Source organism: Tepidimonas sp. HKU78 (genome assembly GCF_049860815.1).
In the GTDB taxonomy this organism is placed as follows: domain Bacteria; phylum Pseudomonadota; class Gammaproteobacteria; order Burkholderiales; family Burkholderiaceae_C; genus Tepidimonas.
Genome location: NZ_CP187547.1, coordinates 1,325,520 through 1,347,359 on the forward strand (window position 1 = coordinate 1,325,520; position 21,840 = coordinate 1,347,359).

Below are 21,840 nucleotides of genomic sequence, written 5' to 3' on the forward strand. Positions count from 1 at the left end.
GAGGACAGATTCAGAAACCGCCCCACACACAAAAAACAGGACATCCCCCCCTGGTAGCCAGCGTCACCAAAGACATCCGTCTCCTTGCCATGCAAAAGATGATGCGCCTGGGTCACATCATTGACATTGGCCGCTGTGCCCACCACCGTGTGCACCAGGCCCGAGTCAGCATCGACCCCGACGTGCGCCTTCATGCCAAAGTGCCATTGGTTGCCTTTCTTCGTTTGGTGCATCTCGGGGTCGCGCTCTCCCGTGCTGTTCTTGGTCGAGCTGGGCGCAGCGATCAGGGTGGCATCCACAATGGTGCCCTGGCGCATCAAAAGCCCGCGCTTGGCAAGATGGGCGTTGATGGCCTCAAAGATCGCGGCCGTGAGGTTGTTCTCTTCGAGCAGGCGACGAAACTTGAGCAACGTCGTGGCATCGGGGGCGGCCTCGCGCCCCAAGTCAATGCCCACGAAGCGGCGGATGGCCTGGCTGTCGTACAACGCGTCCTCAATCCCTTCGTCGGACAGCCCAAAGCAGTTTTGCGCGATGTACATCCTGAGCATGCGCTCCAGCCCGATGGGCGGGCGGCCTCGGTTGCCCTTGGGGTAGTGCGGCTCGATCACCGCCACCAGCTGCGCCCAGGGGGTTGCCGCCTCGATCTGGGCCAAAAAGCGCTCACGTCGGGTCTGCTTCTTCTTGGAGATGTACTCGAGTTCGGCAAAGCTCGTCTGGGTGGGCATGGGCACTTGTCTGCGGGCTGGGCGCGTTGGCGTCATTGTGCCAAGTCTCGGGGGCTGCGTCGATTAAATCAGCGGCTCCCTAAAGGAGACCGCGATGTCCAAGCTCTACATTGCATTTCATGACAACGGGGTGGTGCGCGATATCTCCACCGAGGCGCTGGAGGGCTATTTACCAGCACCCAGCAAAGCCACTTCGACACTGGCCCTGCGCTATGCCCTGCAGGACGGCAAGGCGGTTGATCGCTTTCCCGGCAAAACCGATGAGGAGGTGTTGGCCCTCATCGCTTCGGAACAAGCAGCCCGGGTCGTGGCTGCTCCATCCCAGAAGGTCATCACCAAACTAGCCTTCATGAACCGCTTCACCATGGAGGAGTTGGCTGCGATCTACACCGCCGCCAAGACCGAGGTCATGGTCGAGGTGTTTCTCGACAAGTTGAAGATCGCTGAAGAGGTGAATCTGGCCGATGCCCAGACCATCGGTGGCCTGCAGGCGCTCGCCGCCAGCGGTCTCTTGACCGAGGCCCGGGTGCAGGAGGTGCTGCAGTGATGTCCGCCCTGATCCGCGCGATCTCACACCGCCTGTCGATGCTGGCCATTTGGATACTCTGCCAGATCGCCGCTGTGATCGCTTCCGTGTGGATGTTGGCCGCTGCTCTGACAGGCAGTCGGCGTGCCTGGACCTTGGCCGTGGCCCACGACCAGCTGGCCAACGCCGCTTTCGGTGGTCACGAAGACGAGACGCTCAGTTCCCGCGCCGGAAAGGCCGCGCGCGAGGGTAAGCGCTGGGCCTGCGTCTTCTGTCGGCTGCTGGATCGGCTTGATCCGAACCACTGCGAGAAGGCCATCGAGCCTGACGAGGGCAAGCCGCTGCGCTGAAACCTGCATTCCCCATTCACCCCCGATTTATTCCGCCCATGGGCGGATTTTTTGTTTCTGGAGAACCGTTATGGCAGACCGATTCCTGCACGGGATTGAACTCATCGAAATCGAGGACGGCGGGCGCACGGTGCGCACCGTCAAGTCCTCGGTCATTGGCCTGGTGGGCACCGCCCCCGATGCGGCCCCGGCACGGCACGCCACCCTCACGGTCGGTACGGGCGACGCCAGTTTAACGGTGCGCGCCAAGCAGGCCGGTATCGTGGGCAACAGCCTGCGACTGGAGCTGCGCCCAGCCACCGCCCCGAACCAGCCGCTGTCGATCACGCTGGATACCCGCACGCCGGGCATGACCCTGATCCTGGTGACGCTGGCGAGCGACGCCACCGGCCAGCGGGTGAGCACGGCCCAAGAGGTGGTCGCAGCCCTCAATGCCGACGAGGCGGCTTCAGCCCTGATCACGGCCGAAGTGGCCGAAGGCACGGGCGCCGGCATCCTGGCCTCGACCCTGGGCTCCAAGCCGCTGGCAGGTGGCATGGACGAGCCGTTTCCGCTCAACGTGCCGGTGCTGGTGACCAACCGGCGTCTGACCGCGCACCTGGGGACTTCAGGAACCCTGCCCTGGGCGATCACCGGCATCTACGATCAAGCCAGTCCCTTCATCTATGTGGTGCGCGTGCCCGAGGGCGACACGCTGGAAGCCACGATCAGCCATGTGATTGGGGGACAGGACGCCGCGACCGGCCAACTCTCGGGGATCGCCGCGCTGATGCAGACCCGCGCCGAGATGAAGTCGCGCATCCTGATCGCGCCGGGCTTCTCGCAGTTCAAGCCGGTGGCCGATGCGCTGATTGAAGTGGCCCAGAAGACCCGGGCGATTGCTGTGATCGATGGCCCCAACACCAACGACGAAGCGGCCATCGACTACCGCAGCCAGTTTGGCTCGGATCGAGCCTACCTGGTCGATCCCTGGCTGGTGGTGCGCAAAAAGGATGGTTCGGAAGTGGCCGAGCCGCCTTCGGCACGCGTGGCCGGCCTGATCGCCAAGTCTGACGAGACGCGGGGCTTCTGGTTCAGTCCGTCGAACCAGGTGGTACTCGGGGTGCTGCGCACCGCACGCCCCATCTCCTGGGTGATCAACGACCCGGACACCCAGGCCAATTACCTCAACGAGTTCTCGGTCACCACCTTCATCGCGCAGGACGGCATTCGCCTGTGGGGCAACCGCAGCTGCGCGACCGACAGCCGCTGGGCCTTCCTCAGTGTGCGACGCACCGCCGACATGATCAACGAGTCCTTGGTGCGCGCCCACCTGTGGGCGGTGGATCGCAACATCACCCGCACTTACATCGACGAGGTGGTGGAGATGACCAACGCCTACCTGCGGCAATTGAAGGCCCGCTCGGCGATCCTCGGCGGGCGCTGCTGGGCCGATCCTGAGCTCAATACCCCGGAGTCGATCGCTGACGGTCGGGTGTATTTCGATTTTGACTTCACCCCCCCGTACCCGGCCGAGCACATCGTGTTTCGCTCGCACCTGGTCGGTGACTACCTGGAGGAGATTCTGTAATGGCCATCGAACTACCCCGTGTCTTGAAAAACATGAACCTGTTTGTCGACGGGCGCGGCTATGCCGGCCGGGTCGATGAGATCCAGTTACCGAAGCTCACGCTGAAGACCGAGGAGCACCGTGCTGGCGGCATGGATCTGCCGGTGGAGCTCGATCTGGGCATGGAGAAGCTCGAAGCGCAGCTCACGATCTCGGACTTTGACCCGGAACTCTTCAAGCTCTTCGGGCTGCTGCCCCGGCGGCCACCCAAAGTGCTCCACTTATGGCCACCCAAATTGCTCCACCTGACCAGTGGTGACCTGATGCATTGAGCTTGGCATGTTGGTCGCCCGCTGGCCGACAGGCAGGACGTTACTTTCACCCCCTCACCAACGAGGGGACCACCGGAGTGAACGTCTTGAAGCCACACTTGCAAACCACCATATGGACGCTGCTGGAGGCCAACGCCAGCCAGCGAGAGATCGAGCGGGTCACAGGTATCTCCCGTCACACCATCCGCGCCTACCGGCAACGCTTTGCGGCCGAACGGGCAAACTGCCCCGGGGTGGCCACCGGCTCTGAGGCGGTGGCCAGTCAAACTGCCCCACCCCGGCCACCGGCTCCTGCTGTTGCCCCTGCGCCACTGGCTTCCTCCCTGTGCGAACCCCACCGTGAGTTCATCCAGGCGCAGTTGCGTCTCAAGCGCAACGCCATGGCCATCTTCCAGGACCTGGTCGACCAGCACGGCTTTGCCGGCCAGTACAACTCCGTCAAACGCTTCGTGGCCCGACTGCGCCAGAAGGAGCCCGAGCAGTTCGACCGCCTGAGCTTCCTGCCCGGCGAGGAGATGCAGGTCGACTACGGCGAAGGCGCTCCCACCCGGGTGCCGGGTTCTGATCGGTACCGCAAACCCCGCCTGTTCGTGGCCACGCTGCGCTACTCGCGGGCAAGCTTTCGCTGCGTGGTCTGGAAGTCCAGCCACCAGATCTGGGCCGAGCTGCACGAGCGGGCCTTTCGCTTCTTTGGTGGTTGCCCCCAGTACGTGGTGCTGGACAACCTCAAGGAAGGCGTCATCACGCCCGACCTGTACGAACCCGAACTCAACAAGGTCTACGCTGCCACCCTGGCGCACTACCATGTGGTGGCCGACCCAGCCCGGGTACGCGACCCCAACCGCAAGGGCACGGTCGAGCACGCTATCGGCCACACCCAGGCCACGGCCTTGAAGGGCCGGCGCTTCGAGTCCATCGAGGCCCACAACGAGTTCCTGGCGCACTGGGAGAAGAACTGGGCGGCCAAGCGCATCCACGGCACCGAGCGGCGCCAGGTGCAGGCCATGTTCGAGGAAGAACGCGCCTACCTCAAGGCGCTGCCGCTGTTGGGCATGCAGTATTTCAGCGAGGTCGAGCGCACGGTGTGCGATGACAGTTGCGTGCGCGTCGCGCACAGCAGCTACGCCGCGCGCCCGGCGGCCATCGGATCGAAGGTGCTGGTGCGCATCTACGCCCAGCGCATCGAGATCCGTCAGGCCAGCACGGGCGATCTGCTGCGCACCCACCCCAAGGCCGAGCGTCCTGGCTCTGTCGTGCTGCCCCAGGACGAGCGGGTGTTCAACCCCTCGCGCGAGACCCGCTACATCCTGCGCCAGGCCAGCGAGATCGGCGAACATGCGGCCCGTCTGTGTGAGCTGCTCTTTGCCATCGAGGGGCGGGTCGGGCAGCGCAAGCTCTGGGGCATCGTGGCTCTGGTGCGGCGCTACCCGGCCCACTGCGTCAACGCCGCCTGTGCCCAGGCCCTGGAGCAGGGCATCTACAGCTACAAGCGCGTGCTGGCTTTGAGCGAGGGTCTTTTTGCCCAGGCGCTCGCCGCCATTGAAGCCCATGCCAGCGGTGACAACGGCGCGGTGCTCACCACCCCAGAGCTGACCCAGCAGCACGGGCTCATCCGCGATGTCGATGAGTACGGTGATCTCTTCGCGCACGCCGCAGCCACGGCCACGGCAACCGTATCCAGTACCACCGCTGCCACCACCACCGCACCGGGGAGCCTGGCATGAACCTGGCCGAGATCGAACGCGCGCTGCGCGAATTGCGCCTCTCGGGCATTGCCGAGACCCTGTCGACCCGCGTGATGCAGGCCCAGGCCAGCCAGGAGCCGTTCCTGGAGACCTTCGCCGCCATGCTGCAAGACGAGCTGGACCGGCGCCGAACGCGCCTGATGGAGCGCCGCTACAAGCGCTCGGGGCTGGATGAGAAGGTCACGCTGGCCGACTTTGACTGGCGCTTCAACCCCAAGCTGCCCAGATCGGCCTGCTTTGAGCTGCACACGCTCAAGTTCATCGCAGAGGGCGCCAATGCACTGATCGTGGGCAAGCCCGGCACGGGCAAGAGCCACTTGGCCAAGGCGGTGGCCTACCAGGCCACGCTGGCCGGTCACGATGTGCGCTATCTGGAGGCGGACACCGAGTTTGGCCGCTACGCGCTGGGCAATGCCACCGAGCGGGGCTCACTGCTCAAGGAGTGGGTGCAGCCCGACCTGCTGGTCCTGGATGACCTGTTCCTGGCGCGGCGCATCAGCGAGCACGCCGCCGAGGTGTTGCAGGCCATCGTGCACCAGCGCTACAAGTTGCGCAGGTCGATCGTGGTGACCTCCAACCGGGTGGTGCAGGACTGGGGTAAGTATCTGGGCGACGCCACCATGGCCACCACCATCCTGGACCGCCTGATGCACCGCTGCGCGATGCTGGAATTCGAGGGCAAGAGCTACCGCCTCAAGGAGGCCGCCGCGCGCATCGCCATCAGCCCTGAAGCCTCATAATTCGACCGTCCTGCCTGGAGCAGTTTGACCGGCCACAAGTGGGGCAGTTTGGGGTGGCCATCGGGGGCTGGACGTCTCGGAAGCCCAGCTCACCCTGCGCGGTGCCATCCAGGCGCAGGGCCAGACCGCGCAGCCGGTGGTGGTGAATCTGCGTGGTGGCTGGAAGGAGCTCGACCCCGGCACCTGGAAGCCGGGCGACAAGAGCACGCTGACCGTGATGGTCGCGGCGCGCTACTACAAGCTCGCGATCAACGAAGAAGAGCTGATCGAGATCGATGCCGTGAACCTCGTGCGCAAGGTCGGCGGGGTCGATCAGATGGAGGCCATTCGCACGGCCATTGGGTTATGAGCCCGCCAGTGCGCAGGTCGGAGCGATCAATCTGAAATCAGCCGCTCGATGGCCGCACGGTAAGCCGCCATGTCCTCGCGCTTGGCCACTGCCAGAACCAAGACGACCAGAACGTCATCCTCGACCCGATAGACCAGCCGGTAACCCTGTTTGAGGAGTTTGATCTTGTAGCAGTCGCGCAGATCCCCATGCAATTCAGCACCCGGGACACGCGGCTGCTCAAGGCGCTTCTTCAGGAGTTTCTTGAGCACCGCTTTGACGCTGCCGTCCAGCGCATTCCATTCGTCGAGCGCTGCCGGCAGGAATTTCAGTCGGTACTGCGTCGCGCCTGGCGGCACCTCAGAGCTGGTCAAGATCGACCTCAATCGCTTGATCGACCATGGTCAGACGCTGGCGAGCCAGCTCCACCAGATCGCGGTCGGCCAGTTCCTCGACCAGCGCCTCGAAGAGCTTGGGCGTGATCATGTAGAAGGCCGGACGGTTGTGATTCAGCACTGCCACGGGCTTCTCGCCCGCTGTGCGCAGCACGCGCGCCGGGTTCTTCTTGAACTCGGACATGCTGATCGAGTAGTCGGCGTAGATCGCATCCATGGTTGATTCTCCAAATTAATGACTACGAATATAGCGCCAAATACGGCGCTATTTCAAGATGAACAGGAATAGTCTCATGAACACCACCGAACGCATCACCCTGAACTTCCCCATCGAGCACGACGGTCTGCCGATCAAGGAGATCGCCCTGCGTCGCCCCACGGTGGGTGACCACCTGGCCGCGCAGAAGGCAGCCGGGACGGACGCCGAGCGCGAGATCCGGCTGATCGCCAACCTGGCCGAGTTGCCGCCAGCGGCGATCCATCAGCTCGATATGAAGGACTACGCCCAGCTGCAGAAGGTGCTGGGCGGTTTTTTGCAGTAAATCCGGGTGAGCTCTCCGCCCTCGTGGTGGAACTCGCCCTCTACACCCACTGGCCTCGATCCGAGTTGCTTGCCCTGGAGGTGAGTGAGTTGGTCGAGGCCTTGTCATGGGCGCGGCGCTTATCCGCTGTGCCATCTTCCTGAGGTTTCACCATGGCCACTGCGCATCCCGTTCAGATCAGCATCGGTGCCACCCTGGCGGCCTCCCTTGGCTCGGCGGTGCGCGGTGCTCAGGCCCAGTTGAACCAGCTGGGCTCCACGATGGCCGAACTGGGCAACAAGCAGTTGGGCATCAAACGGCTGCAGGAGCTCAAGCATCAGGCCATCGAAGCGGGCGAGGCATGGCGCAAGGCGCAGGCCGAGGTCATGCAATTGCAGCAGACCAAGGCCGCCGGGCAGTGGTCGACCAAGGGACTGGATGCCGCTCGCGCCAGGGTGTCTGCGCTCGAGGCGAAAGCAGCCGATCCGGCATTATCCGAGGTCAAGCGCGCCCGCGCCGCCGCTGCGCTGGAGACTGCGCGTCAACGGCTCGCCGAGCAGGAGGCCAAGGCCGAGGCCCGCTATGCCCGGCAGCTCGATCACCTGGTCGAGAAGGCGGGCAAGGCCAAGACTGCCTACGAACAGATCAAGGCATCGGTGGCCAACCTGACCACCGAACTGCAAAAGTCCGGTGTCGCCACAAACAAACTCGCCAGCGAGCAGGCCCATCTCGGCTCCACGATGGAGACCTTGCGCGCCTGCACCGAAGCCCTGACCCGCGCGCAACAGGCCCAGGCCAGCAATCTGGAGCAGCGCAGCGCCTACCGCGCCCAGTTGATGGACGCGGTGGCCCTGGGCGGTGCGCTCTATGGCCTGGTGCAACCGGCGGTCCAGTTCGAGTCGGTGATGGCCGACGTCAAGAAGGTGGTGAACTTCGACACGCCGGATCAGTTCGGGCAGATGAGCAAGGATGTGCTCTTGCTGTCGACGCGCATTCCGATGGCCGCTGACGGCATCGGCGCCATCGTCGCGGCTGCAGGGCAAGCCGGCATCGCCCGCGAAGAGTTGCTGCGCTTTGCCGAGGACGCCGCCAAGATGGGGGTGGCATTTGACCTAACCGGTGAGCAGGCGGGTGCGGCCATGACAGGCCTGCGCTCGATCTTCGGCCTCACTCAGGACGAGGTGGTCAAACTCGGCGACGCCATCAACCATCTGTCCAACAACATGGATGCCAAGGCATCCGACCTGCTCAACATCGCCAACCGTGCAGGCTCGACCGCCAAGCTCTTCGGCCTGTCCGGGGCGCAGCTCAATGCCCTGGGCGCGACCTTCCTGGCACTCAAGACGCCACCCGAGGTAGCCGCCACCGGCATCAATGCGCTGCTGATGAAGTTGGCCACCGCCGACAAGCAGAACGAGAAGTTCCAGCAGGGCTTGCAGGACATCGGGCTGTCGGCCGAGGTCATGAAGCAGATGATCCAGCGTGACGCCCAAGGCGCGCTGACCACCTTCCTGCGGCAGGTCAAAAACGCCCCCGACCTGATGGGCACGCTGTCGGATCTCTTCGGCATGGAGTACGCCGACGACATCGCCAAGCTGGTGGGCTCGATGGAGACCTACGAGAAGGCAGTGGACCTGGTGGCCGATCAGACGGCCTACGCCGGCTCGATGCAGAAGGAGTACGAGGCGCGCTCGGCCACCACCGCCAACAATCTGCAGCTCCTCAAGAACCAGATGAGCCGGCTGGGCATCACGGTGGGCAATGCGCTGCTGCCGGCCTTGAACAGCCTGGTGGGCGCGTTGATGGGGCCTATCGATAGCCTGGCCCATCTCGCCGAACGGTTTCCCATCGTCACCCAGGTGGTGGTGGGCACCGTCGGTGCCGTGCTGGGCTTGAAGGTGGCCACCATCGCATTGGGCTATGCCTGGACCTTTGTGAAGGGGCCGATCCTCGGTGCCCAGGTGGCGTTTCAATCGGCGCGGGCAGGACTTGCGCTGTTGCAAGTGCAGGCAGCAGCGACCGGTGCCAGCAGCGGGTTGTTGTCACTGGCCTGGGCGCGGATTCAGACGGGCGCCCTCGGGCTGATCGCCCCGATCAAGTCGGCGGCACTGGCCTTCTGGACGATGCTGCCGGCGATTGGTGCGACCACGGCAGCGCTCTTGGCCAACCCGATCACCTGGGTCGTGGCTGGGATTGGTGTGGCGGTCGCCGGTCTCGCCCTTGTCATCCGCAAATACTGGGACCCCATTGCTGCCTATGTGGGTGGCGTGTTCCAAGGCATTCGCGCCGCAGTGCAGCCGACCATCACCAGCTTGACCACGGCCCTGGCCCCGCTGGCCCCTATCGGGCAAGCGGTCGCGTCGGTGTTTGGATTTATTGCCGATGCAGTCAGCGGCCTGGTCGGCTGGGTCGGTGATCTGCTGGCCCCGGTCACCCTCACCAAGGATGAGTTCGACAACCTGTCCGCATCCGGTCAGTCCCTCGGGACGGTGATCGGCAGCGTGTTGAGCACGGCGTTTACGGTGCTGACATTCCCGATTCGGGCAGTCAGTACGTTGGTGGGTTGGGTGATGGAGGGCTTTCGGTGGCTGGTGTCGTTCTCGCCGCTGGCTGCACTGCAAGCTGCCTGGCAACCCCTCTCGGGGTTCTTCGGCGGCCTGTGGGGCAGCGTGGTCAGTGGTGCGCAGTCGGCCTGGCAGCAACTGACCGCTGTGCTGAGTTCGCCCAGCCCACTGCAGGCGCTCCAGTCCGTCCTTGGCTCTATGCTCACCGCTCTGCGTGATCTGCCCGGCCAGTTCATGAGTCTCGGCAGTGCGATGCTGCAAGGACTCGCCCAAGGCGTGCGTAATGCCGCAGAGCAGGCCGTCGCCGCAGTCGGTGAAGTGGCGGCTGGGGTGCGTGACCGCTTCAAAACGATGCTGGGTATCCACAGTCCTTCGCGGGTATTTGCCACGCTGGGCAGTGCGCTGTCGCTCGGCCTGGCGCAAGGGGTGGCCGCCGCGGGGCCAGTGGTCGTCAATGAAGTCGGGCAGCTGGCGCAGTCGCTGCAGGCGGTGCCGTTTGCGCTGGGGACGCCCGAGGCGTCGTCGCCAGGGCTGCGGTTGCCCTCACCGGATCGGCCTTCGGTGGGCTTGGCCGTGCCGTCTGGTCAGATCTCCATACCCGGGAGCCCGTCACTGGCGGCACCGCCTTCGCCCAGCGCACCGCACACGCCCGGTGCGCCCTCGATCCACTTCGCCCCGCAGATCACCATCCACGCGCCCCCGGGCAGCGACCCGCAGGCCTTGGCCGATCTGCTCGACAGTCGGCTGCGCAGCCTGATCCGCGACGCCTTGCGCGGCTCCAGTGCCGCGTTGCACGACTGATCGTCTGTCCTGAGTTCCATTTCCTGTTGCGGAGGTTCGCTATGGCCGAACGCGTGATGTTGGCCTTGGGGCCGTTTCGTTTCGAGATGGGGCACGCCACCTACCAGAGTCTGGCCATGAGCCAGTCCTGGCGCTGGCCCGAGCAGGCGCGCATCGGGCGCGAACCCGCGCTGCAGTTCACTGGCCGCGAGCCCGCCGAGATCCGGCTGCAGGGTGTGCTGTTTCCGGGCTTCGACGCGGGCCTCAAACAAGTCGAAGAAATGCGCGAACTGGCTGATCGGGGGGAGCCGCTGCAACTGGTCGATGGCCTGGGACGGGTGTGGGGCGCGTGGGTGATCGTCGAAGTGGGCGACACCCGCAGCGTCTTGATGGACGACGGTCAGCCGCGCCGGGTGGGGTTTGAGGTCAAGCTCAAGGCCTACGGTGAGGACGAGACCGTCACCGACTACTCGGGCGGCTGGAGCCCCTTCGCGGTGCTCTCGGTCGTCGATTCGGTACTTACCGACCCCATCGGTGCGATTGATGACCTGCTCGGGTCGTTGCCCGGCTTGCTCAACGGTCTGGGCAATACCAGAGAAGTCACGCGGGTGGCGTCTGTTCACCTTGCCCTGAAGGACCTGCTCGCCACCTTCGGCGCCAGCCTCAACGGCCTGCACAGCCAGTTGATGTCGGCAGGGCTGACGACCAACGCGGTCGATCCGCTGGTCCAGCAGGTGATCACGGTGGCCAATGCACCGCTGACTTCCTCTGCCGCACTGGACGCACAGATCAGCGCCTTGCTCGCCGCGATCAATGCGCTGTGGACCACCGCTGCCCAGATCCAGGCGCGCACCGACCCCGTGCTCTACAGCCAGCGCCACAGTGAGATCGCCGGCGAGCTCGTCGCCTTGCTGGAAAAAACCCACACCGCACTGGTTTGGTTGCAGGAGGCCTTGCCATGAGGCGTAAATCGTTCGATGCCCAGGTACTTACCGCTCGCGAGGGCGAGATGCTCGATGCGCTGGTCTGGCGGCACTACGGCCGCCTCGATGTACTGCCGCTGGTCATCGAGGCCAACCGCCAACTGGCACGACTGCCGGTGGCGCAGATGCTGCGTTTGCCTGCGGGCACGCCCGTCTTTCTGCCGGTACTCCACGACCAGCCCGTGCTGCCGCTGGTACGCATCTGGTCGTGAGGAGAACGCACGATGCAACCCACCTTCCTGATCCTCGCCGACCGCACCGACATCACCCGCGCCGTGGCCGACCGGCTGCTCGAACTGGTGGTGACCGATGAAGCCGGTCTGTCCTCGGATACCCTGCGCCTGACGCTGGATGACCGACGCCGCGCCGATGGGGCGATTGCGCAGTTGCCCAAGATCGGCACGGTGCTCGAAGTCTCGCTGTCCTACGCTGGCCGCGCCTGGGTGGCGATGGGCAAGTTCATCGTCGATGAGATCGAAATCCGTTCGCCCCCAGCGACGCTGTCGGTCTCAGCCAAGGCGGCCGACATGGTCGGGCCGTTTCGCAGTCCCAAGACGCGCTCCTGGGAGGCGACGACGCTCGGGGCCGTGGTCGAAGCCATCGCTACAGAACACCGCTACCAGGCCAAGATCGACCCCGAACTCGGTGCCATCGCTGTTCCCCATCTGGACCAGACGGCCGAGTCGGACATGGCGTTGCTGACGCGTCTGGCCACGAAGCACGATGCTGTAGCGAAGCCTGTCGCGGGCTTTCTGGTGCTGGCTCGCCAAGGTGCGGCCAAGACCATCACCGGTCAGGTGCTGCCGACGCTACGGCTGGAACCCGAGCAACTGGCGCAGTGGCGCTACCAGCACAGCGCACGCAAACCGGCTGGTACCGGCAGCGCCCAAGGGGAAAACGGCCAGTCGCCCCCGCAGGTCAGCACCGGCGGCACCAAGGCTTATTGGTGGGACTTCGAGAAAGGCGAGCGCCGGGAAGTGACCACCGGATCGCCGCCCTTCGAGGAAATCCGCTACGTCCATGCTACGGAAGCCGAGGCCAAGGCCGCAGCGGCCACCCGCAAGAACACCGGTGAACGCGGCCAGGGCGAGCTCTCGTTCAGCCTGCCGGGCGATCCCAGGCTGGCGGCAGAAGGCCGGCTGTCCATCCATCTGCGCCCGGGCATCCCCACCGACTGGCGCATCAAGCGCGTCGAGCACCGCCTCGGTGCCCAGGGCTACACGACGCAGGTCGAGTGCGAGCGCTTCACCGCCGCCCCCGTTCCCATCACCCAATCTGAGTAAGGAGGCCACTGTGCCCGAAAAAGATCCTTCGACCTACGGCCTGATCACCTACCTGTGGGTGACGGGTCTGGCTGCCTGGGGTGGCCTGGTCAATTTCTATCGCAAGGTGAAGTCGGGCGAAACCCGGGCCTTCAACGTGGTCGAGCTCATCGGCGAGATCGCCACCTCGGCGTTTGCCGGGCTCATCACCTTCTGGCTGTGCGAGGCCGCGCAGTTCAATCCGCTGGTCACGGCAGCCTTGGTCGGTATCTCCGGCCACATGGGCAGCCAGGCCATCTACCAATTGGAGCGCTGGGCGCAGACGCGCTTGGGTAATTCGACCAGCAAGGAGCGGTCATGAACCCCATCGAACAGATTCTGGATGACATCCTGCGACGGGAAGGCGGCTACGTGAATCACCCGGCTGACCGGGGCGGGCCGACGAACTTCGGCATCACCGCGCAGACGCTGGGCAACTGGCGCAAGCTCGGTCGCCCCGCCACGGTTGCTGAAGTGCAGGCGCTGACGGAAACCGAAGCCCGTGCCCTCTACCGCCAGCAGTACATCACCGGCCCAGGGTTCGAGGTCATCACGCATCCGGCGCTGCTGCATTTGCTGGTCGATGCCGGTGTGCATTCCGGACCGAAGCGAGCGGCGCAGTGGTTGCAAAGCGCTCTCGGCGTCACGGCCGACGGCGTGATCGGTCCCAAGACCAGCGCGGCACTCGCACAAGCTGACCAAGGTGTGCTCTACGGCAAGGTGCTCGGCCAGCGCCTACGCCACCTCGGTCGGCTGATCACCAACGATCCGAAGCAGTCGGCCTTCGCCGCTGGCTGGATGAACCGAATGGCGGAATTCGTGGAGGGCACGGTATGACCCCGATACTTACCACCTTGGCCCCGGGCTTGCTCGAAGCCGGCAGCCGACTCATCGACCGCCTGGTGCCTGACCCAGCCGAACGTGAGAAAGCCAAGCTCGCGCTGCTGCAGGCCGAGGGGCAGCTGGCGCTGCAGGAGATGCAGACCAGCCTCTCGGCGATCCTGGCTGAGGCCAACTCGGCCGACCCCTGGACCAGCCGGGCACGGCCGACGTTTCTGTATGTGATCTACGGCGTGATCCTGCTGTGCGTGATGGGTGCCATCATCGGCATCTGGTGGCCAACGCACGTCTTCCAGGCAGCGGAGAACTTGAACAAGTTGCTGGGTGCAGTGCCCGAGAGCCTGTGGTGGCTATTCGGTGCTGGCTACCTGGGCTACACCGGCGCGCGCAGCTTCGACAAGTGGCGTGGGCCAGCCCGGTGACTGGTGCTGCCGGGCACGACAACCTGAAACGACGATCCCCCGATCTCACTGCCTTCATGGGTGGTGGGGTCGGGGGATTTTTGCTTTGTATTGGGGTGCGCCGGTAAAATGACGGCTTGGACAGGGGACAGGGGACAGGGGACAGGGGACAGGGGACAGGGGACAGGGGACAGGGGACAGGGGACAGGGGACAGGGGACAGGGGACAGGGGACAGGGGACAGGGGACGGAATCGTAATTTTCCGACCCCAGAAAAAACTAACCCCGGGTTCATCACCAGACTCATTGGAGACTGGGAGAGGAATAGCCCGGGGACTGCAGACGAAATATAACACACCCCCGCCACTCGTTGCCAGTTGCTCTTCCGCTGTGCCTTGACGGCGGAGTTGAGAAGGCCACCTATGCAACATACAGGCTCCAGCAGCCAAGCAGCACCAAGCCCCTCGGGCACGACGATCACCTGGTCGGAGCTCGAGGCTGCCTTTGCGCCTGAGCGCTTGGCGCCTTACCTGAACCACTCGGGGGGTGACCGCGACCGGGCGGTGGCACTCTACCTCTGGAACATCGCCCTGTGTGAGAGTCTGTATCCCTTGCTCAACTGACCTTGCCCGCGAGTTCCGGATCCCATAGCTGAGACCGTTACGCAGCCTGCCTTTTCTGGGCGGCAAGCCAAGCCCGTTCGAATTGCATCGGACTGACATAGCCCAACGACGAATGAAGCCGCCGGTGGTTGTAGAACGTCAGCCAGTCGACGATCTCGTCCATGGCGTCGCGCCGGGTCTTGAAGCGTTTGCCGTGCAGCCTGCCCACCTTGAGCGAGCCCCACAGGCTTTCCGTGGGCGCATTGTCCCAGCAGTTCCCCTTGCGACTCATCGAGCTGCGCATGCCGTAGCCGGTCAGCGCCTTCTGGAAGTCGGCACTGCAGTATTGGCTGCCGCGATCGCTGTGGCATATCAGTCCCGGCGGCGGATGGCGGCGGAACCAGGCCATGTGCAACGCGTCAATCACCAGCTCGCGCCGCATGTGCGGCTGCATCGACCAGCCCACGACCTGGCGGCTGAACAGGTCGATGATCACCGCCAGGTACAGCCAGCCCTCGTCGGTGGCCACATACGTGATGTCGCTCGTCCACACGGCGTTCGGCGTGGCCGGCTTGAACTGCCGATCCACAAGGTTCGGCGCCACCGGCAGCTTGTGGTTGCTGTCGGTCGTAGCCTTGAACTTGCGCTTGCCTCGGGCGCGGATGCCGTGCAGGCTCATGAGCTTGCGAACGCGCTCCTTACCCACCCGAATGCCGCGTGCCAGCAGTTCCTTCCAGATCCGCGGCCAGCCGTACTCGCCACGCGTTTCGGCATGGATCGCTCGGATATGAACCAGCAGAGCATCGTTGCTGATCCCACGTCGTGGTCGTGCCTGGCGCACACGGTGGTCGTGGTACCCACTGGGGCTCACCCCCAGAACTGCGCACGCCACCGACACGGGCCAGCGCTTGCGGTTACGCTCGATCCAGGCGTACTTCACCCCCGCTCCTTCGCGAAGTACGCCGTCGCTTTTCCCAGGATGTCGCGCTCCATCTTGACCCGCGCCAGCTCCGCGCGCAGCCTGGCGATCTCCATCTGCTCTGGGCTCACCGGCTTGCTTCCAGCCCCCGCCAGACGACCGTCTCGGTCCGCACGGATCCAGTTGTGCAGCGTCTGTTGCGCAATGCCCAGGATCTTCGCCGTCGCCGCCATGCTCTGGCCAGCCTTGACCAGCCTGACCGCTTCCAGCTTGAACTCCAGCGTGTAGCGCGCTCTCGTTGCCTTCGTCACTTCCGTTCTCCTTGCCTGTATTCAACCACTCAGCAAGGGATCCGGTTTCCAGGGGCAAGGTCAAACCTGAGTGAAATCACGTTACGCAATCGGTTCCATCAGGTGCTCAGCCAGCATTTCCAGCGACTGGACTGGTACGACGACGCGTGGCTGGATCAGCGGGATGCATCCAAGGTGTTGGAGGCCAAGCAGAAGATTGCTCGTCACCGGCTGAGTCCGACACCCGGGCGCGTGGTGGCCGAGTTGACGTTCGGATTCTGGACCAGCTTGCTCGACGTTCGCTACGAACGCAGCCGGGTTCTCTGGCCTGCCTTGGCGCCGAAGATTTTCAGCAACGCGCCTCGCAAGCTGCGCACCCGAAAAGATCAGTCTCCTTATGCAGCTCGACTGCGCACCCTGCGCAACCGGGTGTTCCACCACGAGCCGGTCTGGCACTGGCCCAATCTGCCGGCAGTGGTCAGGGAATCGGAAACCTGGCTACTCTGGTTGAATCCTGACATTGCCCGCTTGCACAGTCTGCTGGATCGCTTTCACAGCATCCACGCGGCCGGCCCAGGTGGTATGCCCAACATCAAGGCAGTTTGATGGCATCGGTACTGGGCATCCAGTTGCCCAGTCCAAAAGCCAAAGCGCGACAGCAATGTGTCGCGCTCCATTCCTCTCCAGCGTTGCCCGAAAAGTGATGACACTCTTCGGACAAAAAATCAGGCGGTGGCCACCGCCGCCGATTGATTCACCACCGGCCGCCGCCCCACGACATTCCCCACCACGTTGACCGCCTCAAGCATCGCCTGCGGCGACAGGTGCGCATAGCGCATCGTCACCTTCGGATCGTGGTGTCCCAGGAGCTTCTGCACCTCATACAACGACCGCCCGGCATTGACCAGGAAACTCGCATAACTGTGGCGCAGGTCGTGCAGCCGCACTTCCGAGAGTCCCACCTTCTTTCGGATCGAGTCCCAGGCGTAGAAGATCGACACCGGCGGCTTCTTGGTCTTCGGGTTGAAAAACACCCAAGGGATGTCGTCCTGCCGAGGTAGCGACTGCAGCAACTCGATGGCCGCATCCGACAGGGGAATGTGGCGCGCCTTCTTCGACTTCGAGCGCGCCGCCGGCACCGTCAGCAGCCGACGATTGAAATCGATCTCGTCCCAGCGGGCATCCAGGATCTCCCGCTTCCTCGCCCCGGTGTAGAGCAACAGCCGGATCACCTGACCCACCTGCACATTGCGGTTGGTGTCCAGCTCGTCAAAGAGCCGCTGCACTTCCTCGGTGGTCAGGTAGCGCTCCCGTGCCCCGTGGTCCTCAAAGGGCTCCACGCCATCGCAGGGGTTGCTCTTGGGCGGCAGGATGTCCCAGCGGATCGCGCAGTTGTAGATGAACTTCATCAGCACGATCATCCGGTTGCAGGTCCCGGCCGCGTAGCCCTTCTCGAACACCGCGTGGTGGAAGGCCACCACATCGGAGCGGGTGATCCGGTTCATCCGGAAGTCGGCAAACACCGGCAGCAGGTGGTTGCGCAGCATCGTCTCATCCGTTTCCCAGCTGCGCTTACGGGTCTTGGCGTAGGGCAGGTAGCGCTCGGCCACGAAAGCACCAAAGGTCGGCACATCCTTGAAGCGATGGCTCTCCACCTTCGGGTCGCCACCCTCGGCGACCATTTTGCTCATAGCATGGGCGCGAGCCCTGGCGTCAGCCAGTGATATTTCCTCCGCTCGACCAATGCGCGCCAAGCGTACCTTCTGCTCAGCATCGCGATAGCGGAAGTAGTAGGTGCCATTTCCGCTGGATCGGTGTTCCAGCAAGAAACCCTTGATCTCGGTGTCGAAGTAGCAAGTGGTCCTCTCGTCAGGTAGTTGCTTGCTCAGGCGTTCGATTAAACGGGGGGTCAGCAGCTGGGTTGGCATCTTCAATCTCCTCTATCTACGAACACCATACTACGATACAATTCTCCCGAAAGGACATAAAAAGCGTCCAATCAAGCAGAAATATTTAACTGCTAAGACCGAGCAAAGAGAAGAGGAGTCGACCATGATCGACGGAAGACAGATCCGTGCCGCGCGCGCGATGCTGGGCTGGAGCCGGGAAGACCTGCTCAAGGCCTCGGGCATCTCGATGTCGGCACTGCTGCGCATGGAAGGAGCGCTGGCCGACAGTCGCAGCTCGACGCTGAACAAGGTAGTCAAGGCCCTGAGCCTGGCCGGCATCGAATTCGTCACCCGCGATGACGGGGCGATTGGCGTGATCCTGAAGGCACAAAACCCACCTCAAGCGCCACAATGAGTACAGCGTCCCGAGCCACCCAAAAGGCACAAAGGCCACCTGATGAGACACATTCGGTGGCCTTATTTGTTGCAGCCCGAGGCAAAGTATGAGGCTTGTAGGTCGAACAAAGATTGTGGTAGAAAAAATCCTTAAAAGGAATATTTTGTGTTCTATGTGACTGGTAGGACGTTGGTAGGACGATCTACAGCACTTTCACTGCTATATAGATAGGTGGCGCGGCTAAGTGTTTGATAAGACAAATAAAATATCCGTAAAGACTGAAAATATGTCTTTTGTGGTAGGAAAGTGGTCGGAAGTGGGCGCTTAGGAGGCTTCAAAACGCGAGTAAGTCTTTGACTTAAAAATGGATTGCAGAGTAGCTGGCTATTATGCTCACAACGGGTGTGGACAACATCACCCTGTCCAACGCCCAGAAGTCCGTCGTCGGTATCGTGGACTTCAACAACTCCGTCTCCACCCTCAACGCCGGTGACGTCATCGTCGGCACCGGCGTCGTTGGCGACGAGCTGCGCGTGATTCTGGATAGCACAAGCTACCCCGGCTCGGCGACGATCACCGATGTCGACACGATCACCGTCCAGGTGGGCGCGGGTGGTGGTGTTACATTCAACGCCACCGGCGTCACGGGCGCCAAGCAGATCATCATGAAGGATGCCGTTGGCGCGCAGACCATCAGCAACATCGGTTCGCTTTCCACCGCGGTGGGGATCACCAACACCACGCAAAGCCTGACCGCCAACTGGTCCAACGCCTTGCTCGCCGGCTCGAACGACGCCGTGACCGTACTGCTCGACACCGCGACAGGCGCGGCAGCGCAAACCGTTACCGTCAGCAACGGCGTCGAAGTGGTCAACGTCAAGACCTCCGGCGGCAAGTCCGACATCAACAACATCACCGACAATGTTGCCAGCGGCTCGCTGAAGACCATCAACGTTGCTGCCGACGCTGCGCTGCGTATCCGGAACCTCGATGCCGACATCACCACCTTTGATGCCAGCGCCTCCACGGCCGGCGTGCGTGTAGCGTTCGGCGCAGGCAAAGACATCACGGCCACCGGCGGCAAGGGGGATGACCGCTTCACATTTGGCCTAGGTGTCAGGTCCCGGACGATTACGTGGTTTGAAGATGAAAAGATCGGGGCGTTGAGGGTACCACTTTTTCAAGGCCTCCAGAGGTGTTATGTGTCCGATTGCCTTCTGGGGTAAATGATGGTTGTACAGCCAAACATAACGGGTCAAGGTAGTCTCGAGGTCCTCGGCGCTGTTGAAGTGATGGGTGGCAAGGACCTCGGCAATACGGCCGTTGAAGCGTTCGACCATGCCATTGGTCTGAGGGTGTCTGGGCTTGGTGAGGCGATGCTCGATGCCAAGGGCCTGGCAGAGCTGATCGAACTCGTGCTTCCCGGACGGTGCGCGCGCGCCTGAGGCGAAGAGGCGATCCGTGAACTCCTTGCCGTTGTCGGTGAGGATGTGCGTGATTCTGACCGGGCAGGTCTTGTGCAAGGCCTTCAGGAAGCTTCTGGCCGCGGCTGCGGTCTTGTTTGGCTTAATCTGGATGAAGACCCAACGGGTGGCGCGGTCAATGGCGACGAAGAGATAACGCCTCTGATGTTCGTCGGGCATCTGCGGCAGGTACTTGACGTCGATGTGCAGGTAGCCCGGCATGTAGGTCTTGAATGGCTTGGAAGCAGGCGCATCCTTGGCTTCACTGGGCAGTTGGGATAGGCCATGGCGCTTGAGCAGACGATACAGCCCAGAACGTGAGGCCCGGGGGTTGATGAACTCCCGTGTGACCACCAGCAGATCGTCAAGGGGTAGCTGGAGGGTCTTGCGCAGCTCCACCACCAAAAGCTCCTGCGCCGGGGTGAGCGTCGTCTGCAAACGATGCGCGGTATGCGGGCGATCTTCCACAAAGTCCCGACGCTTCCAGCGGCGGATGGTGTCTTCGGATACGCCCAACTCGGCTGCCAAGGCCGCAACCGACAAGGACGAGGACTGGATGTAGGCGCGGGTGGCGGGGGTTGTGGTGGCGTTTTTGTGTAGGCGAATAATCATGGTTGAGCGCTCCGGAGGTTGTCGATCAGCTCTCGCATCACTGCGCGACTAACGAAGAGTGCACGACGCGAAGGATCTATGCAATCGTCCGGAACCCTACACCTAGGCGACTTCACCGACAAGGACAAAGTCACCGGCGGTGACGGCACCGACCGCCTCGATGTCACGCTGAATGCCAACCTCGCCACCAAGAACCAGATCAGCGGCATCGAGACCATTTCGGCGAGCGCCAATGGTGCCGCCTTCACCTTCAACCTCAGTGGCAACACCGACATCAAGACCTTTATCGTGCGTGAGGACGGTGGAGCGAACACCATCACCCTCACCAACGCCGAACAGGTGCTGCAGACGGTCGGCTACCAGGGGAATGAAACGAACGGCAACCAGACCTTTGACAACCTCACCGTCAACCTCGCCCCGGGCAAAGGCACGGGCTCGTCTGACGCCACCACGGTGGTCGTCAATAACAAGGACGCGAGCGGCGCTGAAGTGGCGCTGGCGACGGGGAATGCGTTCAACCTCGGCACCCTCACCCTGCCCAACGTCGAAAACGTCACCATCGACGTGCAGGCCAACGGCAACGCCAACCTGACGCTGTCCGACACCGCGCTGACCTCGCTCACCCTGAAGGCCACCAAGGACCTGACCTTCAATGCTGCGCTCAACTCGACCAAGCTGACCACCGTCGATGCCACCGGCGTCAATGGCAAGCTGACGATCGATACCAGCTTCTCGAACGAGTCGGTCACCATTTCGCTCGGCAATGGCAACAACGTGGTCACCGTGGGGGGGGGTAACGGCACGGACGACATCACGCTGGTTCAGCTCGGCACGGGTGCCAACACCATCGCCCTGGACCCCACAACGGTCGGTCCAAACGGCTTCTTCATCGCTACCGGCTTCAACGCCGGTGTAGGTGGGGATTTGATCGACTTTACTGGTCTTGTAAACTTTGAGAGCAAGGCTCTTAATGCCGCAGCGACAGGTTCGGCAGGTGTGGACGTCGTCGCCGTAACAAACGCTAACGCCATGAACGTGACAGGTAGCGATGAGGCGACCCTGATTGCCAATTTCCTGGCGCTGACCAACCCCACGGCTGGCAACGACAACGCTTTCGACAATAACCTTTCCGTGGGAGACCTCGTCGTTGTCAACGGTAATGATAGCAATGCCTATATCTTCCGTGTCACGGCAGTTAACGCTGATGTCGATATTAGCGGAGCTCAACTCGTCGGTGTTCTGACGGGTGTGAATGCGGCCCAACTCGTCCCCGGCAACTTCTCGTAAGCCGCTCGATCGGGCAGGGGGAACGCATAACGCCCCTGCTCTCCCGTCACCCTGCCCCGCCCTTCGCAAGAGGGGCGGGGTTTTTTCAGGGGGCCTGGGAGATGCGCAGGGCCTCTACTGTGCTGGTGAAAAGATCCCATAAACCACTTTTTGCACAGTTTGGTGCCCGACACCAGACGCATCAAGCGCGTGCTCGGGATGAATCCACCCCGTCAGACCGCTCTCTGGCGGCAAGGGTGGGACAAAGCGCCGGGCAAGGGCGGTCCCCCGGGCCGCCATGGCCTCGGCTGTCGGCGCCGATG

Annotated in this window: 25 protein-coding genes and 1 pseudogene; 20 read left to right on the plus strand and 6 right to left on the minus strand. The window is 63.2% G+C overall.

Annotation, left to right across the window (positions count from 1 at the left end; genetic code table 11):
* Window positions 1-47: 47 nt before the first annotated feature.
* Window positions 48-725: pseudogene (locus tag ACPYIS_RS06620) on the minus strand (IS5 family transposase); the annotation flags it as partial.
* A 94-nt stretch (window positions 726-819) separates the two neighbouring features.
* On the opposite strand from ACPYIS_RS06620, the gene ACPYIS_RS06625 reads away from it, so the two are divergent.
* From ACPYIS_RS06625 to ACPYIS_RS06655, 7 genes are all read left to right on the plus strand, one after another.
* On the plus strand, window positions 820-1,272 hold the full coding sequence (locus ACPYIS_RS06625; RefSeq protein WP_424894847.1) for a hypothetical protein: 453 nt from the start codon (window positions 820-822) through the stop codon (window positions 1,270-1,272).
* Complete coding sequence (locus tag ACPYIS_RS06630) at window positions 1,272-1,601, plus strand: hypothetical protein (RefSeq protein WP_424894846.1); 330 nt, start codon at window positions 1,272-1,274, stop codon at window positions 1,599-1,601. The genes ACPYIS_RS06625 and ACPYIS_RS06630 overlap by 1 nt, the downstream gene beginning before the upstream one ends.
* Before the next feature lie 70 nt (window positions 1,602-1,671).
* Window positions 1,672-3,171: a phage tail sheath subtilisin-like domain-containing protein gene (locus ACPYIS_RS06635; protein ID WP_424894845.1), complete on the plus strand. Its 1,500-nt coding sequence runs from the start codon at window positions 1,672-1,674 to the stop codon at window positions 3,169-3,171.
* Window positions 3,171-3,482, plus strand: a complete 312-nt coding sequence (locus ACPYIS_RS06640) for a phage major tail tube protein (RefSeq protein ID WP_425974064.1) — start codon at window positions 3,171-3,173, stop codon at window positions 3,480-3,482. The genes ACPYIS_RS06635 and ACPYIS_RS06640 overlap by 1 nt, the downstream gene beginning before the upstream one ends.
* Before the next feature lie 77 nt (window positions 3,483-3,559).
* Window positions 3,560-5,206, plus strand: coding sequence for an IS21 family transposase (gene istA, locus ACPYIS_RS06645; protein WP_424894389.1), 1,647 nt, complete (start codon window positions 3,560-3,562; stop codon window positions 5,204-5,206).
* Entirely contained in the window at window positions 5,203-5,967 is a 765-nt protein-coding gene (gene istB / locus ACPYIS_RS06650) for an IS21-like element helper ATPase IstB (protein WP_045786199.1), read from the plus strand. The genes istA and istB overlap by 4 nt, the downstream gene beginning before the upstream one ends.
* A gap of 67 nt (window positions 5,968-6,034) precedes the next feature.
* Entirely contained in the window at window positions 6,035-6,316 is a 282-nt protein-coding gene (locus ACPYIS_RS06655) for a phage major tail tube protein (protein WP_425974105.1), read from the plus strand.
* 26 nt (window positions 6,317-6,342) lie between these two features.
* On the opposite strand, the gene ACPYIS_RS06660 is transcribed toward ACPYIS_RS06655, so the two are convergent.
* A complete protein-coding gene (locus tag ACPYIS_RS06660; protein WP_424894844.1) occupies window positions 6,343-6,669 on the minus strand; it encodes a type II toxin-antitoxin system RelE family toxin in 327 nt (108 codons plus the stop codon).
* A complete protein-coding gene (locus ACPYIS_RS06665; protein ID WP_424894843.1) occupies window positions 6,656-6,907 on the minus strand; it encodes a type II toxin-antitoxin system prevent-host-death family antitoxin in 252 nt (83 codons plus the stop codon). The genes ACPYIS_RS06660 and ACPYIS_RS06665 overlap by 14 nt, the downstream gene beginning before the upstream one ends.
* Before the next feature lie 76 nt (window positions 6,908-6,983).
* Between ACPYIS_RS06665 and ACPYIS_RS06670 the strand changes: the two genes are divergently transcribed.
* The 9 genes from ACPYIS_RS06670 (at window position 6,984) to ACPYIS_RS06710 (ending at window position 14,702) form a co-directional block, all read left to right on the plus strand.
* Entirely contained in the window at window positions 6,984-7,232 is a 249-nt protein-coding gene (locus tag ACPYIS_RS06670) for a phage tail assembly protein (RefSeq protein ID WP_424894842.1), read from the plus strand.
* Between the two features lie 152 nt (window positions 7,233-7,384).
* Window positions 7,385-10,576, plus strand: a complete 3,192-nt coding sequence (locus ACPYIS_RS06675) for a phage tail tape measure protein (protein ID WP_425974066.1) — start codon at window positions 7,385-7,387, stop codon at window positions 10,574-10,576.
* 41 nt (window positions 10,577-10,617) lie between these two features.
* Window positions 10,618-11,517, plus strand: coding sequence for a phage tail protein (locus ACPYIS_RS06680; protein ID WP_424894840.1), 900 nt, complete (start codon window positions 10,618-10,620; stop codon window positions 11,515-11,517).
* Window positions 11,514-11,750 carry a tail protein X gene (locus ACPYIS_RS06685; RefSeq protein WP_424894839.1) on the plus strand — a complete coding sequence of 79 codons (237 nt, stop codon included), beginning with the start codon at window positions 11,514-11,516 and terminating at the stop codon, window positions 11,748-11,750. The genes ACPYIS_RS06680 and ACPYIS_RS06685 overlap by 4 nt, the downstream gene beginning before the upstream one ends.
* Before the next feature lie 12 nt (window positions 11,751-11,762).
* A complete protein-coding gene (locus tag ACPYIS_RS06690) occupies window positions 11,763-12,821 on the plus strand; it encodes a phage late control D family protein (protein WP_424894900.1) in 1,059 nt (352 codons plus the stop codon).
* A gap of 10 nt (window positions 12,822-12,831) precedes the next feature.
* A complete protein-coding gene (locus tag ACPYIS_RS06695) occupies window positions 12,832-13,161 on the plus strand; it encodes a phage holin family protein (RefSeq protein ID WP_425974027.1) in 330 nt (109 codons plus the stop codon).
* Window positions 13,158-13,676: a glycoside hydrolase family 108 protein gene (locus tag ACPYIS_RS06700; protein ID WP_425974029.1), complete on the plus strand. Its 519-nt coding sequence runs from the start codon at window positions 13,158-13,160 to the stop codon at window positions 13,674-13,676. Before ACPYIS_RS06695 ends, ACPYIS_RS06700 begins: the two co-directional genes overlap by 4 nt.
* Window positions 13,673-14,101, plus strand: a complete 429-nt coding sequence (locus tag ACPYIS_RS06705; RefSeq protein ID WP_369668594.1) for a holin family protein — start codon at window positions 13,673-13,675, stop codon at window positions 14,099-14,101. The genes ACPYIS_RS06700 and ACPYIS_RS06705 overlap by 4 nt, the downstream gene beginning before the upstream one ends.
* Before the next feature lie 400 nt (window positions 14,102-14,501).
* Window positions 14,502-14,702 carry a hypothetical protein gene (locus tag ACPYIS_RS06710; protein ID WP_424894836.1) on the plus strand — a complete coding sequence of 67 codons (201 nt, stop codon included), beginning with the start codon at window positions 14,502-14,504 and terminating at the stop codon, window positions 14,700-14,702.
* A 37-nt stretch (window positions 14,703-14,739) separates the two neighbouring features.
* On the opposite strand, the gene ACPYIS_RS06715 is transcribed toward ACPYIS_RS06710, so the two are convergent.
* Window positions 14,740-15,911 (minus strand): IS3 family transposase gene (locus ACPYIS_RS06715; RefSeq protein ID WP_424859250.1). Its coding sequence is split into 2 segments (ribosomal slippage): window positions 14,740-15,656 and window positions 15,656-15,911, totalling 1,173 coding nucleotides; the frame shifts between segments, so codons are not numbered across the junction.
* A gap of 102 nt (window positions 15,912-16,013) precedes the next feature.
* Between ACPYIS_RS06715 and ACPYIS_RS06720 the strand changes: the two genes are divergently transcribed.
* On the plus strand, window positions 16,014-16,496 hold the full coding sequence (locus ACPYIS_RS06720; RefSeq protein WP_424894835.1) for a hypothetical protein: 483 nt from the start codon (window positions 16,014-16,016) through the stop codon (window positions 16,494-16,496).
* A 119-nt stretch (window positions 16,497-16,615) separates the two neighbouring features.
* Here ACPYIS_RS06720 and ACPYIS_RS06725 read toward each other — a convergent pair whose 3' ends face one another.
* Window positions 16,616-17,818 (minus strand): tyrosine-type recombinase/integrase, encoded by a 1,203-nt coding sequence (locus ACPYIS_RS06725; RefSeq protein ID WP_424894834.1) that lies wholly within the window; start codon window positions 17,816-17,818, stop codon window positions 16,616-16,618.
* 124 nt (window positions 17,819-17,942) lie between these two features.
* On the opposite strand from ACPYIS_RS06725, the gene ACPYIS_RS06730 reads away from it, so the two are divergent.
* Together ACPYIS_RS06730 and ACPYIS_RS06735 are read left to right on the plus strand one after the other, a co-directional pair.
* Window positions 17,943-18,194, plus strand: a complete 252-nt coding sequence (locus ACPYIS_RS06730; protein WP_425974068.1) for a helix-turn-helix domain-containing protein — start codon at window positions 17,943-17,945, stop codon at window positions 18,192-18,194.
* Between the two features lie 386 nt (window positions 18,195-18,580).
* A complete protein-coding gene (locus ACPYIS_RS06735; protein ID WP_424894832.1) occupies window positions 18,581-19,402 on the plus strand; it encodes a hypothetical protein in 822 nt (273 codons plus the stop codon).
* Here ACPYIS_RS06735 and ACPYIS_RS06740 read toward each other — a convergent pair.
* The gene (locus tag ACPYIS_RS06740) at window positions 19,286-20,251 is read right to left on the minus strand and encodes an IS481 family transposase (protein ID WP_424894388.1); all 966 of its coding nucleotides are present in this window, start codon (window positions 20,249-20,251) and stop codon (window positions 19,286-19,288) included. The two genes, ACPYIS_RS06735 and ACPYIS_RS06740, sit on opposite strands and share 117 nt — an antisense overlap.
* Before the next feature lie 78 nt (window positions 20,252-20,329).
* Between ACPYIS_RS06740 and ACPYIS_RS06745 the strand changes: the two genes are divergently transcribed.
* A complete protein-coding gene (locus tag ACPYIS_RS06745) occupies window positions 20,330-21,538 on the plus strand; it encodes a beta strand repeat-containing protein (RefSeq protein ID WP_425974069.1) in 1,209 nt (402 codons plus the stop codon).
* The last annotated feature ends 302 nt before the right edge of the window (window positions 21,539-21,840 follow it).

Excerpts from the sequence above, each read along its gene's own strand:
- ACPYIS_RS06730 (WP_425974068.1), top strand. The coding sequence starts at position 17,943 with ATGATCGACGGAAGACAGATCCGTGCCGCGCGCGCGATGCTGGGCTGG.
- ACPYIS_RS06625 (WP_424894847.1), top strand. The coding sequence starts at position 820 with ATGTCCAAGCTCTACATTGCATTTCATGACAACGGGGTGGTGCGCGAT.
- ACPYIS_RS06710 (WP_424894836.1), top strand. The coding sequence starts at position 14,502 with ATGCAACATACAGGCTCCAGCAGCCAAGCAGCACCAAGCCCCTCGGGC.
- ACPYIS_RS06700 (WP_425974029.1), top strand. The coding sequence starts at position 13,158 with ATGAACCCCATCGAACAGATTCTGGATGACATCCTGCGACGGGAAGGC.
- ACPYIS_RS06630 (WP_424894846.1), top strand. The coding sequence starts at position 1,272 with ATGTCCGCCCTGATCCGCGCGATCTCACACCGCCTGTCGATGCTGGCC.
- ACPYIS_RS06680 (WP_424894840.1), top strand. The coding sequence starts at position 10,618 with ATGGCCGAACGCGTGATGTTGGCCTTGGGGCCGTTTCGTTTCGAGATG.
- ACPYIS_RS06705 (WP_369668594.1), top strand. The coding sequence starts at position 13,673 with ATGACCCCGATACTTACCACCTTGGCCCCGGGCTTGCTCGAAGCCGGC.
- ACPYIS_RS06745 (WP_425974069.1), top strand. The coding sequence starts at position 20,330 with ATGCAATCGTCCGGAACCCTACACCTAGGCGACTTCACCGACAAGGAC.
- ACPYIS_RS06740 (WP_424894388.1), bottom strand. The coding sequence starts at position 20,251 with ATGATTATTCGCCTACACAAAAACGCCACCACAACCCCCGCCACCCGC.
- ACPYIS_RS06725 (WP_424894834.1), bottom strand. The coding sequence starts at position 17,818 with ATGCCAACCCAGCTGCTGACCCCCCGTTTAATCGAACGCCTGAGCAAG.
- ACPYIS_RS06690 (WP_424894900.1), top strand. The coding sequence starts at position 11,763 with ATGCAACCCACCTTCCTGATCCTCGCCGACCGCACCGACATCACCCGC.
- ACPYIS_RS06665 (WP_424894843.1), bottom strand. The coding sequence starts at position 6,907 with ATGGATGCGATCTACGCCGACTACTCGATCAGCATGTCCGAGTTCAAG.
- ACPYIS_RS06675 (WP_425974066.1), top strand. The coding sequence starts at position 7,385 with ATGGCCACTGCGCATCCCGTTCAGATCAGCATCGGTGCCACCCTGGCG.
- istB (WP_045786199.1), top strand. The coding sequence starts at position 5,203 with ATGAACCTGGCCGAGATCGAACGCGCGCTGCGCGAATTGCGCCTCTCG.
- ACPYIS_RS06635 (WP_424894845.1), top strand. The coding sequence starts at position 1,672 with ATGGCAGACCGATTCCTGCACGGGATTGAACTCATCGAAATCGAGGAC.
- ACPYIS_RS06685 (WP_424894839.1), top strand. The coding sequence starts at position 11,514 with ATGAGGCGTAAATCGTTCGATGCCCAGGTACTTACCGCTCGCGAGGGC.
- ACPYIS_RS06640 (WP_425974064.1), top strand. The coding sequence starts at position 3,171 with ATGGCCATCGAACTACCCCGTGTCTTGAAAAACATGAACCTGTTTGTC.
- ACPYIS_RS06670 (WP_424894842.1), top strand. The coding sequence starts at position 6,984 with ATGAACACCACCGAACGCATCACCCTGAACTTCCCCATCGAGCACGAC.